The organism is Paenibacillus sp. J53TS2 (genome assembly GCF_018403305.1).
GTDB classification, from domain to species: Bacteria; Bacillota; Bacilli; order Paenibacillales; family Paenibacillaceae; genus Fontibacillus; species Fontibacillus rhizolycopersici.
Window position 1 is genome coordinate 822,363 of record NZ_BOSK01000001.1, and the last position, 17,331, is coordinate 839,693.

General features: G+C 52.5%; 15 protein-coding genes. All 15 read right to left on the bottom strand.

Going from position 1 to position 17,331, the window contains the following annotated elements:
• Positions 1-50 precede the first annotated feature (50 nt).
• The 15 genes from KJS42_RS03910 to metA all read right to left on the bottom strand — a co-directional run bounded on the left by KJS42_RS03910 (position 51) and on the right by metA (position 17,259).
• Positions 51-1,010, bottom strand: a complete 960-nt coding sequence (locus KJS42_RS03910) for a 4-hydroxy-3-methylbut-2-enyl diphosphate reductase (RefSeq protein WP_155607085.1) — start codon at positions 1,008-1,010, stop codon at positions 51-53.
• A 65-nt stretch (positions 1,011-1,075) separates the two neighbouring features.
• Complete coding sequence (locus KJS42_RS03915) at positions 1,076-2,533, bottom strand: sensor histidine kinase (RefSeq protein WP_155607084.1); 1,458 nt, start codon at positions 2,531-2,533, stop codon at positions 1,076-1,078.
• A 2-nt stretch (positions 2,534-2,535) separates the two neighbouring features.
• Positions 2,536-3,225, bottom strand: a complete 690-nt coding sequence (locus KJS42_RS03920) for a response regulator transcription factor (RefSeq protein WP_193418325.1) — start codon at positions 3,223-3,225, stop codon at positions 2,536-2,538.
• A gap of 151 nt (positions 3,226-3,376) precedes the next feature.
• Positions 3,377-5,002 carry a S1C family serine protease gene (locus KJS42_RS03925; RefSeq protein ID WP_213622006.1) on the bottom strand — a complete coding sequence of 542 codons (1,626 nt, stop codon included), beginning with the start codon at positions 5,000-5,002 and terminating at the stop codon, positions 3,377-3,379.
• Between the two features lie 127 nt (positions 5,003-5,129).
• On the bottom strand, positions 5,130-5,783 hold the full coding sequence (locus KJS42_RS03930) for a response regulator (RefSeq protein WP_155607082.1): 654 nt from the start codon (positions 5,781-5,783) through the stop codon (positions 5,130-5,132).
• Positions 5,746-6,822 (bottom strand): HAMP domain-containing sensor histidine kinase, encoded by a 1,077-nt coding sequence (locus tag KJS42_RS03935; RefSeq protein ID WP_155607081.1) that lies wholly within the window; start codon positions 6,820-6,822, stop codon positions 5,746-5,748. Before KJS42_RS03935 ends, KJS42_RS03930 begins: the two co-directional genes overlap by 38 nt.
• A gap of 4 nt (positions 6,823-6,826) precedes the next feature.
• Positions 6,827-7,786, bottom strand: coding sequence for a cell wall-active antibiotics response protein LiaF (gene liaF / locus KJS42_RS03940; RefSeq protein WP_155607080.1), 960 nt, complete (start codon positions 7,784-7,786; stop codon positions 6,827-6,829).
• Between the two features lie 167 nt (positions 7,787-7,953).
• Positions 7,954-8,103 (bottom strand): hypothetical protein, encoded by a 150-nt coding sequence (locus KJS42_RS03945; RefSeq protein WP_016312938.1) that lies wholly within the window; start codon positions 8,101-8,103, stop codon positions 7,954-7,956.
• A 129-nt stretch (positions 8,104-8,232) separates the two neighbouring features.
• A complete protein-coding gene (locus KJS42_RS03950; RefSeq protein WP_244868369.1) occupies positions 8,233-8,919 on the bottom strand; it encodes a 3D domain-containing protein in 687 nt (228 codons plus the stop codon).
• Positions 8,920-9,247: 328 nt separating this feature from the next.
• The gene (thrS, locus tag KJS42_RS03955; protein WP_193418333.1) at positions 9,248-11,185 is read right to left on the bottom strand and encodes a threonine--tRNA ligase; all 1,938 of its coding nucleotides are present in this window, start codon (positions 11,183-11,185) and stop codon (positions 9,248-9,250) included.
• A gap of 445 nt (positions 11,186-11,630) precedes the next feature.
• Entirely contained in the window at positions 11,631-12,539 is a 909-nt protein-coding gene (locus KJS42_RS03960; protein ID WP_213622007.1) for a putative sporulation protein YtxC, read from the bottom strand.
• Between the two features lie 116 nt (positions 12,540-12,655).
• Positions 12,656-13,792 (bottom strand): cyclic dehypoxanthinyl futalosine synthase, encoded by a 1,137-nt coding sequence (mqnC, locus tag KJS42_RS03965; protein ID WP_193418337.1) that lies wholly within the window; start codon positions 13,790-13,792, stop codon positions 12,656-12,658.
• Between the two features lie 164 nt (positions 13,793-13,956).
• Positions 13,957-15,120: a trans-sulfuration enzyme family protein gene (locus KJS42_RS03970; protein WP_155607076.1), complete on the bottom strand. Its 1,164-nt coding sequence runs from the start codon at positions 15,118-15,120 to the stop codon at positions 13,957-13,959.
• The gene (locus tag KJS42_RS03975; RefSeq protein ID WP_280516395.1) at positions 15,117-16,307 is read right to left on the bottom strand and encodes an aminotransferase class I/II-fold pyridoxal phosphate-dependent enzyme; all 1,191 of its coding nucleotides are present in this window, start codon (positions 16,305-16,307) and stop codon (positions 15,117-15,119) included. The genes KJS42_RS03970 and KJS42_RS03975 overlap by 4 nt, the downstream gene beginning before the upstream one ends.
• Positions 16,308-16,323: 16 nt before the next feature.
• Positions 16,324-17,259, bottom strand: a complete 936-nt coding sequence (metA, locus tag KJS42_RS03980) for a homoserine O-acetyltransferase MetA (RefSeq protein WP_155607074.1) — start codon at positions 17,257-17,259, stop codon at positions 16,324-16,326.
• Between the last annotated feature and the right edge of the window lie 72 nt (positions 17,260-17,331).

A 17,331-nucleotide genomic window follows, 5' to 3' on the forward strand; every position in this document is an offset into this window, starting at 1 on the left:
TGGACGAAAACCGCGGCACAGCGCGGTTTTCTCCCTATGAATCTATGCTTTTATTCCTCTTTACTTTTAGCTCCGACTTTAACCGGAGGCAATAATTTCGCTAGATTAACCGTTCGGATGATATCCCAGGTTGTCGGTTCTTCCGGGTCATATTGCTCAAGATAATGAATAACTTCCTTCGTAATTGGCGTTGGCGTCGACGCGCCTGATGTCACCGCTACTTTGCCGATGCCATCCAACCACTCGCGCTTGAGCTCCGTAACGTCTGCGATCCGGTACGCTGTAACTCCAGCGATCTCTTCCGATACCTGGGCTAACCGGTTAGAGTTGTTGCTCCGGGGATCGCCGACGACGATCACGAGGTCCGCCTGACTAGCTTGTTCCGCTACTGCCTGCTGGCGCATCTGGGTCGCTAGGCAAATCTCGTTGTGCACCTCTGCACCTGGATACTTCTCCAGCAGTTTTTTCATAATATGCTTAATATCCCATTGACTCATCGTCGTTTGGTTGGTGATTACGATTTTGTCGGCGGAGAGGTTTAGTTGCTCGATCTCCTCTTCTTTCTCGATCAGATGCACCTTGCCTGGCGCAACGCCTACCGCGCCTTCCGGCTCGGGATGCCCTTTCTTCCCGATATAGATCACCTCATACCCTTCGGCAACCTTCTCTTCGATGAGTACATGGGTTTTGGTGACGTCCGGGCAAGTGGCATCCACTGTTGTTAGCCCTTTGTCACGGGCCAGCTTACGGACCTCCGGAGATACCCCATGCGCGGTAAAGATGACTGTCCCGCTCTCCACCTTGCTCAAAATATCCAGGCGATTCGGGCCGTCCAGCGTAATAATCCCTTCATCCTCGAAAGAATTCGTGACATGGCTGTTGTGCACAATCATGCCGAGTATATATATCGGCCGCGGCAGATCGAGGTTCTTAGCCGCCTGCCGGGCCAGAACCATCGCGTCCACGACACCGTAGCAGTAACCGCGCGGCGAAATTTTAATCACTTCCATGAATCGTATCCCTGCTTTCTCGTCCCCCAGTTTTCCCTGACGGAGGGGAGCCTCTCTATTATAAACTATTCCGGGAGGGCGTTAAAGATCGCGGGAAGCCAGATGATGAAAGTCGTCCCTTCGCCTCGCTTGGTTAACACTTCCACGGACCCCTCATGCTCGTCGATAATCCATTTGGCAATCGATAATCCCAGTCCGGTTCCCTGAATGACTCCGCGGGACGGGTCGGCCCGATAGAAGCGTTCAAAAATATGAGGGACTTCGCTTCGGTCCATCCCGATACCCGTATCGGCGATGCGAATGCCAATCTGCCCTGCCGATTGAACGGCATCGATCGTGACGCTACCCTGTTCGGTATATTTGAACGCATTTTCAATAAAAATAAACAGCATCTGCTGCAGATAATCCTTGCTGCCAACAACCGACACACCCTCCAGCGCCTGTAAATCGCCCTGGATCCACTCCGCTTTTCGCGGCAAGAAGTGCGCCCGGCGGGCCACCTCCTCCACGACCGGAGCCAGCAGCAGCGGCTCCTTCGTTAACGTTTGCCCGGCATCCGCCCGGGCCAGCGACAGCATATCGTTCACCAACCGGCTCATGCGCTCAGACTCGGCAGCGATGTCGCTCACCGCCTCCAGCGAAAAGCTGCGTACCTGTTCCTCTTCACCGGGATCACGCCGAGCTTCATCCTGCGTCCACATTCGCTTCAATAAGTCAACGTTGCCGCGAATCGTCGTGAGCGGCGTTCGCAGTTCGTGGGAGGCATCCGATACGAACCGGCGCTGGGTCGAATAAGCTTCATCCAATTCTTTATAGAAGCCTTCGGTACGTGCCAGCATGTTGTTGACAGTGCCGATTAATTGACCGATTTCATCGTTAGGCCCTTCGTAATCAATCCTTACGCTCAAGTCGTTTCCGGTCTGAATCCCGTTTGCCGCCTCAATGACCTTTCCGATCGGTGCCATCGATTTACGCGCCAGAAAGAGGCCAAGTGAGCTGGCGGCCAGAATCGTGATGATCGAGCCGAATAACAAGACCGTGCTCATTCGGTTCATCAACTTATCTTCTGCGCCGGTATAGGCCGCTAGTTGAATTAAGCCGATCAAATTGTTATCGAGCGTAATCGGAAGCTGATACAGCAAGAAAGACTGATTATACAGCTGAACCTTCTTGAAGCCCGCGATCTTGCTCAACGATCCGGCGTCAGGAACGGGAAACTTCATGTTCCAACTCAGCAGATTTTGCGAATACCGCGTGTTTCCATCCGTATAATTGTGGATCTGCACAAACAGTTGGGCATCCTCTAACCGGTTCGCCTGCATCGGATCCAGATACAAATCCAGTCCCTGGGTGATGCTGTAGCTTTGGGAGTTTTTGATACGATTGGCCTGATCCTCCAACCGGTTCTTCACTTCCATATAGGTGTTGTATCGAACAAAGGCATAGATCGAAGCGCTGAACAAGATCAGCGTAACGGCCAAAATCCCGGTATACCATGCAGTTAGCCGCAGCCGGATCGACATGCTTAAGCCTCTCCTCTCAGGATGTAACCGGCCCCGCGGATCGTCTGAATGATACGCTTGCCGCCGTGCTCCTCCGTTTTTTGCCGAAGCATGGCAATATAAACCTCCAGCACGTTCGACTCCCCGCTATAGTCGTAACCCCAAATCTTATCCATGATTAGATCGCGGGTCAGCAGCCGTTTCGGATTTTGCAGGAACAGATGGAGCAGCTCGAACTCCTTGGCCGTTAGCTCCAAACGCTGCCCCGCCCGCGTGACCTCGCGGGAATCGAGATCCATGACGATGTCCTCAAAAATGAGGCGCTGGTTGCCCGCGTCTCCCGCCGAATCCTTGCGCCGGAGCAATGCTCGAACCCGGGCTAGCAGCTCCTCCAGGGCAAACGGCTTGACGAGATAATCGTCCGCACCTAGATCCAGACCCTTCACCCGGTTCTCGACCTCATCCTTCGCGGTCAACATTAGAACCGGAACAGTGCTTCCGCCTTCGCGCAATCGCCGGCATACTTCGAACCCGTCTACTTTAGGCATCATGACGTCTAAAATGATCAGATCCGGGTCGGCGCTCATCATCATCGACAATCCTTCCGCCCCATTTTGGGCCGTATAAACGTCATACCCCTCGAACGCCAGGCCGCGTCGCAGCATCGACGTGATTTTCTCATCATCATCTATGACCAAAATTGCCGATCTCACGAACAATCTCTCCTTTGCCTTGCGCTTGCCTCAGGCAAGCTCCACTGTCTCCATTGTACCAAAACGGATATCCCACCCGCATCCGGGTACCAAAAAAGGCGGCAGGCTCTATTCCTGCCGCCTTCGCCGCCCTGGTTACTTCCCGTGCGTATTAGTTCACGTTAGAGAACTCATTTTTGTCGCCAACCGTGACCTCGAGGTCGAGGTTCTTCCCGTCGCGCACGATGTTCATCGTCACTTTCGTTCCCACCTGTTGCTTCTGGATGAATTCAATCAATTTCTCCTTGGTGGCAAATTTGGTGCCGTTCGCCCCAGTGATGATATCGTAAGGTCGAAGGTCGGCATTGTAAGCCGGCGATTTAAAGACGATGTCCGTGACGATCGAACCTTCCTTCACGTCGGTTTGCATTTGCTTCGCCACTTCTTCCGTCATTGTCATCAAGGTAGCTCCGATGAACGGTACCGGTTTTTGCGGAATTTTCTCATTGTTCTTCAACTTGTCGAGCACTTCGCTGATTGTACTGGTCGGAATCGCAAACCCGATACCCTGTGAATCCGAGCTGACGGCCACGTTAATCCCGATCACTTCGCCGTTCAGATTCAATAGCGGGCCGCCCGAGTTGCCGGGATTGATCGAAGCGTCCGTTTGCAGTAAATGCTCATACTCACGATTTTTCTCGCCATTCTCGCCGGCAATCGTGATGTCGCGTTCCTTCGCGCTTAATACGCCAGCCGTAACCGTATGGTCAAAGCCCTGCGGATTGCCGATCGCTACCATCCATTCCCCGACTTGCGTGTTATCGGAGTTGCCGAGCGGAATCGACGGGAAGTTGCTGTCGCCTTCGATTTTCAGGACAGCCAGGTCAAGCTCATAACTCTTACCTAGCACCTTAGCTTCATAAGGTTTTTCTGTCCCTTGCACCGTGACCTGCACCACATCGGCATTATGAACGACATGCTCATTGGTTAGAATGTAACCCGTTTTATCGAAAATAAACCCGGACCCAATCCCCGTCGGTACCAGTTGGCTCGAACCGGAGGACGAACCGTTACTTCCGTCCTCGCTGCCGTTGTTCCCGCCAGAGCCAAACGCATCATCGCCGAAGAAATAGCGGTAGAACGGATCGCTGCTGTACGGATTGTTGCTGTTTTGCTTGCTGGCATCCGTCAATGTTTCGATTTTGACGACGGCCGGTCCGGCTTGGCTGACGACTTTGGTCACTTCTCCGGAATCCGTTACCGGGTACAACGCGGTTGTCGCTTTGCCCGTCGATTCGACGCCGCCGCTATTCGACGCGCTTCCCGATGCTGGCACCGATGCGGAAGCCGCCTGATCCGACGTAAACAGATTGGCGCGGTCCGCAAAGACCATAGCTCCGGTCATGATCAACATACCGGCCAATACACCGGCAATCACCGAACGTACCGAAGATTTTTTCGTCGGTTTGCTATTGTATTGCCAATTGATGCTTTTTGCCGCCGGCAAGTTGTTGCGCCCGTCCCCACTAGAGCCGTTGGTAGGTTCAACCGTGCTGCGAATCACATCGTAGGAAGAAGGAAACGGTTTAAGCGGCTGCGGTTTCGTCACTTCCACCTCTTCGGGCTGGCTGCGTTCGTAGTCTGCACCTTGGCCTGGTTCCTCGTTTGTTTTTCCATAGGATTGAAAAGGTCCGTAAGAGTAATAATAGGAAGAGCCTGACTCCGAAGATTCCTGACGCTTCGAATCATTTGCGTCTTCGTCAAAGGGTTGGCCCGATTTGTTCTTTTGATCGTCCATGGTATGATTGACCTCCTTCCCCTGCGTGATTCAGGGGTAACTTGTTTTCTTGTTTTTATTCTGTACCAGAAACCTTAAACGTACATTAAAAACAATTAAAAAGGAGATAAAAGCTAGAGTTCCCCTATTAACGCGTCACCCAGCCTTGTCGGTGTGCATAAATTGCCAGCTGTGTACGGTCTTCCAGTTCACATTTCATCAGCAGGTTGCTGACATGGGTTTTGACCGTTTTGATGCTGATATGCAGCTCCTCGGCAATATCCTTGTTACTTTTGCCTTCGGCAATCAAAAGCAAGACTTCCTTCTCCCGCTCGGTCATTCCCGAGTCATCACCTTTTACGGTTCGTTGTCTGAGGCCTCGCGTGAGCGCCTGGGCGACGTCGCCCGTCATCACCGGCATCCCACGGAAAGCGCCTTGAAGCGCATAAATCAGCTCTTCGGCGGAGACCGTTTTGAGCACATAACTGACCGCACCGGCTTCAACTGCCTGGACCACGAGATCATCCTCTAAAAAGCTGGTCAAAATCACGATTTTCATGCCCGGAAACCGACTCAACACTTCCTTAGTCGCTTCCGCCCCGTTCATGTTCGGCATCATCAAGTCCATCAGAATGATATCCGGCGGCCCCTCCGGAAGCCCGCGTTCCAGGACTTCCACCGCCTCGCGTCCGTCTCCGGCTTCACCGATCACCTCGAACCCCGGATCCAGCATTAAATATGTCTTTAATCCCATTCGCACCATGTCATGGTCGTCGACGATCATCACCTTGATTTTGCTCATTCGCGGCTCCCCCTTTACCTTCCTCGAACTTCGGAATATGCACCCGAATCGTCGTTCCCGCCCCCGGCTTACTGATGATTTCCGCGTTGCCGCCTAGTTTCTCGGCTCGCTCCTTCATCGTCGTTAAACCGTAAGAACCCTGCTTCTGGTACGTGCTGCTGAAGCCTTGTCCGTCATCGCTGATGCTGAGCACAACCTGGCGTGGGCCTTCCCGCAACGACAAGCTAACCATGCCGGCTCCGGCATGCTTCACGATATTTGCCATCGCTTCCTGGATGATCAGGAACAGCTGATGCTCCTTCGCTTCCGACATGTCCCCTTGGATATCCATGTCCTTGATCCCCTTTAGCCCATTTTGCCGGCAATAATCGGGAAACCACTGATCCAATGCCTCCGCTAAGGATTTGCCCACCAGCTCCATCGGGCGTAATTGGGCGATCAATGCCCGCATCTGTTTCTGTGCGGTATTCGACATCTGAATCAGTTGATTCAGTACCGTTTCCGCCTGGGCCGCGTTAACCTCCAGCACCTTTGGCAAGGACGAAGCCGCCATATGTATGGCGAACAACTGCTGACTGACGGTATCGTGCAGATCGCGGGCGAGCCGTCTGCGCTCCTCAAGCACCGCTTTTTCCGTCGCCTGCTCCTTCTCGATAACCTCCTGCTCGCCAAGCTGTTGAAGGAGCTGCATCTTTTTCTCCATCGCATCAATCATGTTATTGAATTCCTGGTACAACCCGTTAAACGTCTGGTCTGCCGTCTCCGGCATCCGTACCGATAAATTGCCTTTGGCCACTTGGAGCATGTTCAAGTGCAAATGATCGATCTTCCCCTGAATGCGCCGACCGGCAATATACCCGATAATCAGCGCCAAAACGACGATGCCCGCCATATCGTAAATCCACACCCAGGGATCGCTGACAACGATCACCCCGGTATTGGTTCCGATATAGAAGGCAACCGCCGTTAGGCTGCCGGTAAGCAAAAAGTAGCACAGCAACTCCCACTTCGTATTCTTCAATATCCGCTGCACGATCATGGGATCAACCTACCATGTTTACTTTGACGTCACCTACAAATACGCTGACGATCAGCTTAACCCGCTTGTTTGCTTCGCCGTAATACGGAGATTCGGCCGTGACGCTGCTCATAAATCCGCCTTGCTTCTGCGTCAATACTTTCAGGTCGCCGATGAACGCACTTGAGGTGGCCACGATGCCGATATCCATATCTTCAGGGACGAACACCTTAACGTCGCCAATGAATGACGATACGTTAATTTTCGTTTCGCCGTACGGAATTTGCGCCTTGGTCAAGTCGATGATCGTATCGCCGATAAAATGTGAGATATTCATCGGTTTCAACTGAAAATAGTCCTGGCCCAAATGCACGTCGCCAATAAATCCCGACTTTTGAATCACGGATCCATGATCTCCCGGAACGCTTCCCCCGTGATACGGGTTAAATTTCGGGTGTTCATAATACGACTTCTCCTGTTTTGCCTGCTGCTCCCGCTCCTTCTCTTTCTCCTTCTCCATCGAACCGAAAATCGAATCGAGCGGCGACTCCATCTCCGGATGGAACGTTGGCGGAGGAGGCGGCGGATCAAGCGGCGGCATCGGAGGAGGTGGAAAATCCTCATGCCGCTTCCGTCGGTGCGGATCGCGTGGTTTGAACAATACGTATAACCCGCCGATGATCAGCATCATCGGGAAGAAGAATCGGAAAAATTCACCTGGACTTAAATCGATCAAATTCAAGTTGCGGCCCAGGAAATAACCGCCGATTAGAATTAATATGGCACTGCCGATAAAGTTACCGCCCCGCAAGCCGCTGTTGCTGAGGTTCACCAATCCCCCCAGAATTAAAAACACGGGCCAGTACGTAGAGAACATCTCGCCGATGCTGAAATCGGTCACACCGAACTGGTTCAGAAGAAAAACCCCCCCGATACCAATCAGCACCATCCCGCCTATAAACCTACCAAATAAGCCGTTTCTCATGTCGTTACCTCCAATGGACTGCCTCTTTCTAATGTCAGTTTACCTGAAGCCAGAGCTGATGAACAGCGGCGCGGGATGGAAAGGGAGCTCGGTCCCGAGACCGAGACGTTTGGAGATATATGTAAAAAAGCGTCCCTGAGGGACGCTCTTTGCGCTTCACGCTATCATTATTGTTGTTTGTTCACAGGAGTCGTTGCATTGCGAGAAGCTTTCGCTTTCTGAGCAACGGTAGCCGTGCTTTCCTCAGCAAATTCCTCATTAAACTTCTCATTAGGTGTTTTGTAACCTGGAGAAGCGGCTTTCTTTTGATTTGCCATGAATTTCACCTCCCTCTCGCATACGCCGAATCGTGAATCACCGGCGTTTCACGTGGCCCTCTCGTTGTTGACCACGAAGCTTATTATGCGAACCGGGAAGGCGAATTATGCGAAGGGTTAAACCGAACTTCAAATCGCCTTTTCCCACAGGTTTTCGGGAATTTCCTTGCTCACTTCCATCACTTTGCCAAGCTCCCGCAGCATCGCTTCGGTCAACTTGCCGTCTCCTTTACGGACCACCTGTACCTCGACCTCTTTTTTCCCCCACTCCTTATAAACCTGCTTAATGGTGTCAAAATAAAGATCGATTTTGTGGCCGCGAATTGCCGAGCCTTTATCGGCGACGACTCCGTAACCGTATCCGGGGATATAAAGGATGGTGCCGAGCGGAAAGATCTTCAAATCGGCGGCGATCGTCGAGACGGTGTCTTTGTTCCGTCTCACCTTCACGCCCGAATAAGTTATGCCGTATTGCGGATGGCTTGGCTTTTTGCCGGTTGACTCGTAACCGGCCGTATAACCGGTCGCTAAGACTTTGACGGTTTCGACTTTCTTGCGTTCAGGCTGGGCCTGTTTATGTTCCGGGTTCATAACGTTGACCCGCTGATATTGGGTTTGCCGTGCAGCCCTTTCTGCCTGCATTTGCTGCAACTGCTTAAGGTCCAACCATTCAGCTAAATTCCGGGCTTGCCGGTTCGCGTTTAAGTGTTGCGAATGAATGCCGCTGGCTGGCAGATCCGCTGCCATCGTAAAAACAAGCAGTCCTGCAAGCAAACAGCGTTTGCTTATCTTTTGCCAGAAATGAAATTGGCGCATGAGAAAACCTCCCCCTTATCCGAAAGGTTTTCCACATCCGCCCAATTCTATACCTATTGGCTTTCCAGCACGAAGTTAACTCGAGAAGCGGGGGTCGGCGTCGAATCTTGAATTCAGCTGCGCTCTCCGTTGCTCACGTAGCCTCCAGCTACGCTCCGCTACTCGATCCCATCTTCATCCAACCTTCTTGGTGCTGAAAAGCCAAAGTAGCAAGCAGCACGAAGTTCCATCGAGGAGGCTTACTCTGCGTCGCTCACGTGCAAAATGTTGCATAAAAGGCAACATTTGCTCCGAAGCGGATCACGGGATTTATAGCGTCGCGCGCCAACTAAATCACGTGATTACGAATTTCTTCCTGCAACTGAGCGACCACTTCATCCACCGGTTTAGCGCCAAGATCGCCCTCGCCACGCTTACGCACGGAGACGGTGCCGGCACTTTGCTCGCTTTCGCCGACGACGAACATGTACGGCAGCTTCTCGAGTTGAGCTTCACGGATTTTATAGCCGAGCTTCTCGTTGCGCAGATCGCTTTCGGCGCGAATGCCGGCAGCGCGCAGCTTGTCTTCCACTTGACGTGCATAGGCGTCGAAGTTGCCGGAAACCGGAATCACCTTCGCCTGAACCGGAGCCAGCCACAGCGGCAAGTTACCCGCGAAGTTCTCGAGCAGGAAGGCGGTGAAGCGTTCCATTGTGCCGAGGATCCCGCGGTGTAATACGACCGGACGGTGTTTTGCGCCGTCGTCGCCGACATATTCCAACTCGAAGCGTTCCGGCAACAAGAAGTCGATCTGAACGGTCGACAGCGTTTCTTCTTTGCCCAGCGCCGTTTTAATCTGCACGTCAAGCTTCGGTCCGTAGAACGCCGCTTCGCCTTCCGCTTCGAAGAACGGCAGACCCGCTTCCTCTACTACTTCGCGGAGAATCCGCTGTGCTTTATTCCACATCTCATCGTTTTGGTAGTATTTCTCCGTATCCTGCGGATCGCGATAAGACAACCGGAACCGATACTCATGTATGCCGAAGTCATTGTAAACCTGCTTGATCAGCTCCAGCACACGCGTAAATTCTTCCTTGATTTGATCGAAGCGGCAGAAGATATGGGCATCGTTTAATGTCATGGAACGAACGCGGTGCAAGCCAGTCAAGGCGCCGGACATTTCGTAGCGATGCTGCATTCCTAGCTCGGCGATCCGGATCGGCAGATCCCGGTAGCTTCTCATATCGCTTTTATATACCATCATATGGTGCGGGCAGTTCATCGGACGAAGAATAAATTCTTCCGTATCAATTGCCATTTTAGGGAAAATATCATCCTGATAATGATCCCAGTGTCCCGACGTCTTGTACAAATCCACATTACCAAGCACTGGCGTGTATACATGCTGATAACCCAAACGTTCCTCGATATCAACGATATAACGTTCCAGCGTCCGGCGAACCGTAGCTCCCTTTGGCAGCCAGATCGGCAAACCTTGACCTACCAGGTTATTGAACGTGAAAATATTCAGTTCCTTACCCAGCTTACGGTGGTCACGCTTCTTGGCTTCTTCCAACATATGCAGATGCTCATCCAGATCGGCTTTCTTCATAAACGCGGTACCGTAAATCCGCTGCAGCATTTTGTTGTTGCTATTGCCGCGCCAGTATGCGCCTGCCACGTTCAAGAGCTTAAATACTTTAATCTTCCCGGTGGAGGGCACATGAGGCCCGCGGCACAAGTCGAAAAATTCGCCTTGATCATAAATCGAAATGACGCTATCCTCCGGCAAATCGCGAATGAGCTCCAACTTGTACGGATCGCCTAGCTCGGTAAAGATCGCCACCGCTTCCTCGCGGCTCACTTCCCGGCGGGTAATCGGCAGGTTTTCGCCGATGATGCGTTCCATTTCTTTTTCGATCTTTTGCAGATCTTCCGGATTCAGCGGGTGTTCCAGATCCATGTCATAGTAGAATCCGTCTTCGATCACCGGACCGATCCCCAGCTTCACTTCCTTGTTGCCAAACAGGCGCTTCACCGCTTGAGCCATCAAGTGGGCGCTGCTATGGCGCATGACTTCCAGGCCGTCCTGGGAATCCCCCGTAATAATCTCAACTTTGGCGCCATCCACCAGCTTCGCGTTCAAATCAACCGTAACGCCGTTGATCTTCCCGGCCAACGCATTTTTGCGCAAACCACTGCTGATTGAAGCCGCCACATCCTCCAAGCTGCTGCCTTCCGCATACTCCCGAACCGAACCGTCCGGCAAAATAACCGATACTGCCACTTTTTGTTCCTCCCTAGTCAAAATGTTGTTGGATTTACCGGTGCGGACAAATCAAAAAACGCCCGTCCCGGAAAGGGACGAGCGTCATATACCCGTGGTTCCACCCTCATTCGGCCTCTCCGCAACACCAACAGCGCATTGCATTCGGATATGACCCTTAATTCGGCATTCGATAACGGGAATGAACCGGTATTCCCTACTTCATGAAGGTTCGGGAATACAGCTACAAAGGGGTAAACCAAAAGCGAAACCGAAGGGAATTCCAGCCAAGTTCCCTTTCTCTGTACGGCTCAGGCCATCTGGCTCATGTCTTTGTCAACGCTATTAAGGTTGTTCAATAATCAGCTTTGGATCACGAAGCTCATCCTGATACGAATTCGACTTCGAATCTTTAACTTGCAAGTAATTATAATGCTAACCTTTCGAGCCGTCAAGAAACCAAAGCTTATCTGCCTTGATCCAGGCGGCGAAACTCCTGATGGAATGGCTTGCAATGCGGACAAAGCAAACACAACTCCACACGCTCTCCGAAAATCCGCGAGATGGTCGTAATCACCTGAGCATCGGGGTCCTGCGTATGAATCAGGATTTTATCCGGGGACAAGGAGATCAAGGTGCTGACGATCACGTCTTCCATCTGCATCTCCTGATCGGCTATCCGGGCAACGACCCCGCCGGAAGCTGGTACGTGGACCGGTGTAAACTGTTCGTTCAAAATCGCGAATTCATGGCCCTGCTTATGCATCAAATGAACCAATGGCGTTAAGGGCTCCTGAAAATATACGAAATACTGCAGCAGCCCAATAAACTCTTCATACTGCTTATCAAGCAAGTATTCATCCACGGCAAAATCCACAATTTCCCGCAGCTTGTCCTCGTATGTCTTAAGGCGAAACAAGGCGAATCCATCCAGATGAAGATCGAAGGAAGCCTGCATATACCCGCGAAGCGCCTTTTGGACCAACGCTTTTCGTTCCTCTCGCGAGCCCCCGGTTTCCGTGCCCTCCGCCAGCATCCGGTTCACCATCTGCTGCACCTGAAGCGCTTCTTCCCGGGATTCGAAGCTGTAGTCCCGTTTCATGACTCGAGCAGCCAACTCTTCTTCCTTCACGTCCACGAGGTATTCCGCGAATTCGAGCGATAACAGATCGATCAGTTGTTCCGGGTGATCTTGTCCGCCGTCCTTATCCGACCGACCAACTATGACAGCCTCCAGCATTCCGCCTCCAGCCGCTTGAAAAGTAAGCTGAAACTCGCGGTTATGTAAGCTGTTAACGGCATCTTGTATCATGCTTTTGAACCGTTCCTCCGATTCGGCGGAACCGCATTTAACGCGTACGGTAAAAAAATCCATGAACCTGGCCCCCTTCCGCTTCCTTCTCCAAGTATATGGTGGGAAGGAAACGGATATACGGGAACCGTTCATGGAATGAAAGGTAGTTCTTCCAATAAATTGCCAACAAAATCCTGTTAGTTTTGCATAATAAAATCGCGTTCGACCGTAGCTTCTTCGTCGAAGACACGCAAAATTTCATATTTCGTATTGCGCTGAGCCGGGATTTTACCTGCCGCGCGAATGATGGAGAGAATCGATTCGATATTGACCTTATGCGTCGCTCCGGCGGACGATACGACGTTCTCCTCGATCATCGTGCTGCCGAAGTCGTTGCAGCCGTACTGCAGCGACAGCTTGCCGACTTCCGGTCCCATGGTCACCCAGGAGGATTGCAAGTTCTTGATGTTATCCAATACAATTCGGCTGATCGCCACGGTTTTTAAATAAGATTCCGGCGTCTGGCGTTCGGCTTTCAGATTCGTATTATCCGGTTGGAAAGTCCATGGAATGAAAGCCAGGAACCCTTCCGAGGCATAGCCGTTTTGGATGCATTCATCTTGCGCTTCACGCACGCGCAGCAAATGAAGCGCCCGCTCTTCCATCGACTCGCCGAACCCGATAACCATCGTGGCCGTCGTGTTCATGCCGATTTTGTGCGCGGTTTGCATTACATCCATCCAGTCTCTCCAGGAACCTTTCAGTCGGCTGATTTTCCGGCGTGTCCGATCGTCCAGGATCTCCGCTCCGCCGCCCGGCAGCGAATCGAGGCCCGCCGCGTGAATTTCGCGTACCACTTCCTCCAGCGAAAGACCTTCCGACACTTCCTTCATTTTCATAATCTCCGCAGGAGAAAACGAGTGCATCGTAATGTCCGGGAACCGCTGCTTGATTGCTTTAAGCAAGTTCGTATAATAGCTAAATGGCAGGTTAGGGTTCGTCCCGCCCTGCATCAGAATTTCCGTTCCGCCTACATCGATCGTTTCCTGAATTTTTTGGAAAATCACTTCGTCCGGAAGCACATATCCCTCATCCGAACCCGGTTGGCGGTAAAAAGCACAGAACCGACAGTATACGTCGCATACGTTGGTATAGTTGACATTTCGCCCGATGACGAACGTCGTAATCGGTTCGGGATGCTTGCGCTCCATCAGAATGTTCGCGGTATGTCCCATCTTCTCGACTTCATCGGACTCGTACAGCCGTATGGTATCTTCCAGATCGAGGCGTCCACCCTGCAGCGCCTTGTTTAATATATCGTCGATTGCAGTCATAATCACTGCCTCCTTAGAACAATAAATGAATACCTAAGAATACCTGAAAATTGAAATGATAGTTCAATCGTAACACAGGTACGCCCAGAAAAACAGCACCCGATTTGCAGGTACAAATGACAAAAGGCCGCAAATGCGGCCCGAGTTGATTCAGGTAGAAATCATTAACTATTCCGAAGCGCCTCGTCCAAATCGGCGAGCAAATCGTCGATATCCTCGAGCCCGACGGAGAAACGCAGCAGACCGTCGGTAATGCCCCGTTCCGCGCGAACCTCCGGCGGCATCGAGGCGTGTGACATCATTGCCGGATAGGAGAGGATGCTCTCGACTGCGCCTAAGCTGACTGCGACGAGCGGCAGCTTCACGAGGTTCAGCAAACGCTTCGCCCGCTCGCCCGAGCCGACGTCGAAGGAGACGACCGCGCCATAGCCGGTCGATTGCTTCTCCTGGACCTCGCGGCCAGGATGGTTCGCTAGGCCGGGGTAGAACACCGCGTCGATATCGCCGCGGCGGCTCAGCCAATCAGCCAGCTTGCGGGCGCTGATCTCACTATGCGCCATTCGGGCCCCCAGCGTTTTCATGCCGCGCATCAGCAGCCATGAATCTTGCGCACCCAGGACGGTGCCCAGTCCGTTCTGCACGTATTTCAGCTGACGGGCCAACTCGTCCGTCCGCGCCACCGCTAAACCGGCCAGCACGTCGCTGTGACCGCCAAGGAATTTGGTCGCGCTATGCAGGACGATATCCGTTCCAAGCTCGATCGGGCGCTGATAATACGGCGTCATAAACGTATTGTCCACGATGCTGAGCAATCCCTTTTCCCGCGCCCAGGCGGAGATTTCCGCGATGTCAGTGATTTTCAGCGTTGGGTTGGACGGCGTCTCCATATAAACAGCTTTCGTATTGGCTTTTAATGCGGCCTTCACCAACTCCGGCTGCGTCATGTCCACAAACGTCGTCTCGATATTCATCCGAGTCAAAATATTCGACAGCAACCGGTATGTACCCCCGTACACATCTTCCGTCACGATAATATGGTCGCCGGCAGAGAGCAGCATCAGCGTCGTTGAAATGGCCGCCATCCCACTTGCGAAGGCAAAGCCCTGCACCCCGCCTTCCAGCACCGCAATATAATCCTCAAGCGCTTGCCGTGTCGGATTGCCGGAACGGCTATAATCATGCTGCGGCGGATTAAAAATATCGTGGTGATGAAACGTCGACGCCTGATAGATCGGTACGCTGGATGCGCCCGTCGCTTCGTCTACCTCACTGCCGAAATGGATTAGCTTCGTTTCGAATTTGTTTTCCCGTTTCTCCTGCCCGCTCATGCGCCTTGTCCCCCTTCGACTTCCTGTCGCGCCGCTTCCAGTGCTCCGCTCAAGTCGGCGATCAAATCATCAACATGCTCGATACCAACAGAGAATCGCAGCAACCGGTCGTCCACGCCAACCGCTTTTCGAATCTCCTCGGGAATGTCCGCATGCGTCTGGACCGCCGGATACGTCATGAGCGACTCCACGCCGCCAAGACTTTCAGCGAACGCGATCAAGTTCAGATGGCGCAGCACCGGCTCCACGTAACGGGCATCCGTGACCTTAAAGGCAAAAATCCCCGTGTTCCCGCTCGATTGCTTCCGTTGCGTCGCGTACCCCGGATGATCTTCCAAGCCCGGGTGAAACACTTCCGCTACCTGCGGATGCGACTGCAGGAATTTCGCGATGGCGAGTGCATTGCTTTCATGCCGTTCCATCCGAAGCGCCAATGTCTTCATTCCACGCATCAATTGGTAGGAATCGGAGGGGCTTAGTACCGCGCCAATCGAATTGTGCAGGATCGCCATTTCCTGCGACAGTTCTTCCCCTTTAGTTACGATCAATCCGGCCAGGACATCGTTATGGCCACCTAAATATTTCGTCGCGCTGTGCACAACGATATCCGCGCCAAGCTCGATCGGCCGCTGAAAATACGGGGTCATCAGCGTATTATCTACGACCGTTAGCAACCCGTGAGTGCGCGCCCATTTCGATACCGCCTCAAGATCGGTGATCATCATCAACGGATTGGTTGGCGTTTCGATGATCACCGCTTTCGTGTTGACTTGGCGGGTCTTTTCCAGTGCATCCAAATCATTCGTATCGACATAAGAAGCGGTTACGCCATATTTGGACATGATCCGCTCCAGCAAACGGTAGGTCCCCCCATAGAGATCCAACGACACGATGAGGTGATCCCCTTGCGAAAACAACGTAAACACCGTCTGCAGCGCCGCCATTCCAGAACTACAGGCAAACCCCGCGTCACCGGATTCCAGGGTGGCCGCCGCGTCTTCCAGCACTTTGCGGGTAGGGCTCTTCGTTCGAGCGTAGTCAAACCCCGTGCTTTGCCCAAGGCGCGGGTGGCGAAACGCCGTTGCTTGATAAATCGGGTAGTTCACCGCACCCGTAACCGGTTCCTCCATCGATCCGATTTGCGCCAGTCTGCTCTCGATCCGCCATTCCTTGTTCTGCTCCCCCACCTGCAACCCCTCCACTTTAGATCTCATATACAAAGTCGGCCGTTAGATCGATATCGTACGGCGTTTCTTGATACACATAGTAGTTTAGCCAATTGGAAAATAATAAGTTTGCATGGGCCCGCCAGGAAGAACGCGGCGCTCGGGTCGGATCGTCATTCGGATAATAATTCACCGGCAACTCGATCTCCATGCCTTTGGCAACATCTCGATCATATTCCCATTTCAACGATTCCGGATCGTATTCCGAATGGCCGGTTACGAAAATATGTCTACCATCCCGAGTGGCCACCAAATAAATTCCGGCTTCGTCCGATTCCGCCAGAATTTGCAACTCCGGCACCCGATCGATGTCCGACCGCTCCACGTCGGTATGGCGGGAATGCGGCACCTGGAACACTTCATCAAACCCTCGCAGAAGCTTCACCTTCGGATCGTTTACCGTGTGGGAGAATACGCCAAAGCATTTTTTCGCGAGCGGTACTTTACGAACCCCGTAATGGTAATATAAGCCTGCCTGCGAGCCCCAACAGATATGCATGGTCGAGGTCACATGGGTTTTGGTCCATTCGAAGATTTCCTTCAGCTCTTCCCAATAATTCACTTCTTCGAAGTCCAGCTGTTCCACGGGGGCTCCGGTCACGATCATGCCGTCAAAGCGGCGGTTCCGGATCTCGTCGAACGTTTTGTAGAACATCTCCAAATGCTCAGCTGGCGTATTCTTCGAGGTGTGGGAACTGGGGTGGAGCAGGACGATTTCAACCTGGAGCGGCGTATTTCCAAGTAAACGAAGGATTTGCGATTCCGTCGTTTCTTTGGTTGGCATCAGGTTGAGAATGGCAATCCGCAAAGGACGGATATCCTGATGATAAGCGCGGCTCTCATCCATAACAAAGATGTTTTCGCTGGCCAGTACATCCTTTGCCGGCAAATGATCCGGTACTTTAATCGGCATGTGGTTTCACTCCTTTTATCGTAGCGTCATTAAGAAATCAACATCCGTTTGAGGGGCCATGTAAACAGAATG

Coding starts and splice junctions, on each gene's coding strand:
- KJS42_RS03910 (WP_155607085.1), bottom strand. CDS start 1,010: ATGGAAGTGATTAAAATTTCGCCGCGCGGTTACTGCTACGGTGTCGTG.
- KJS42_RS03915 (WP_155607084.1), bottom strand. CDS start 2,533: ATGTCGATCCGGCTGCGGCTAACTGCATGGTATACCGGGATTTTGGCC.
- KJS42_RS03925 (WP_213622006.1), bottom strand. CDS start 5,002: ATGGACGATCAAAAGAACAAATCGGGCCAACCCTTTGACGAAGACGCA.
- KJS42_RS03930 (WP_155607082.1), bottom strand. CDS start 5,783: ATGAGCAAAATCAAGGTGATGATCGTCGACGACCATGACATGGTGCGA.
- KJS42_RS03935 (WP_155607081.1), bottom strand. CDS start 6,822: ATGATCGTGCAGCGGATATTGAAGAATACGAAGTGGGAGTTGCTGTGC.
- liaF (WP_155607080.1), bottom strand. CDS start 7,786: ATGAGAAACGGCTTATTTGGTAGGTTTATAGGCGGGATGGTGCTGATT.
- KJS42_RS03945 (WP_016312938.1), bottom strand. CDS start 8,103: ATGGCAAATCAAAAGAAAGCCGCTTCTCCAGGTTACAAAACACCTAAT.
- KJS42_RS03950 (WP_244868369.1), bottom strand. CDS start 8,919: ATGCGCCAATTTCATTTCTGGCAAAAGATAAGCAAACGCTGTTTGCTT.
- KJS42_RS03960 (WP_213622007.1), bottom strand. CDS start 12,539: ATGGATTTTTTTACCGTACGCGTTAAATGCGGTTCCGCCGAATCGGAG.
- mqnC (WP_193418337.1), bottom strand. CDS start 13,792: ATGACTGCAATCGACGATATATTAAACAAGGCGCTGCAGGGTGGACGC.
- KJS42_RS03970 (WP_155607076.1), bottom strand. CDS start 15,120: ATGAGCGGGCAGGAGAAACGGGAAAACAAATTCGAAACGAAGCTAATC.
- metA (WP_155607074.1), bottom strand. CDS start 17,259: ATGCCGATTAAAGTACCGGATCATTTGCCGGCAAAGGATGTACTGGCC.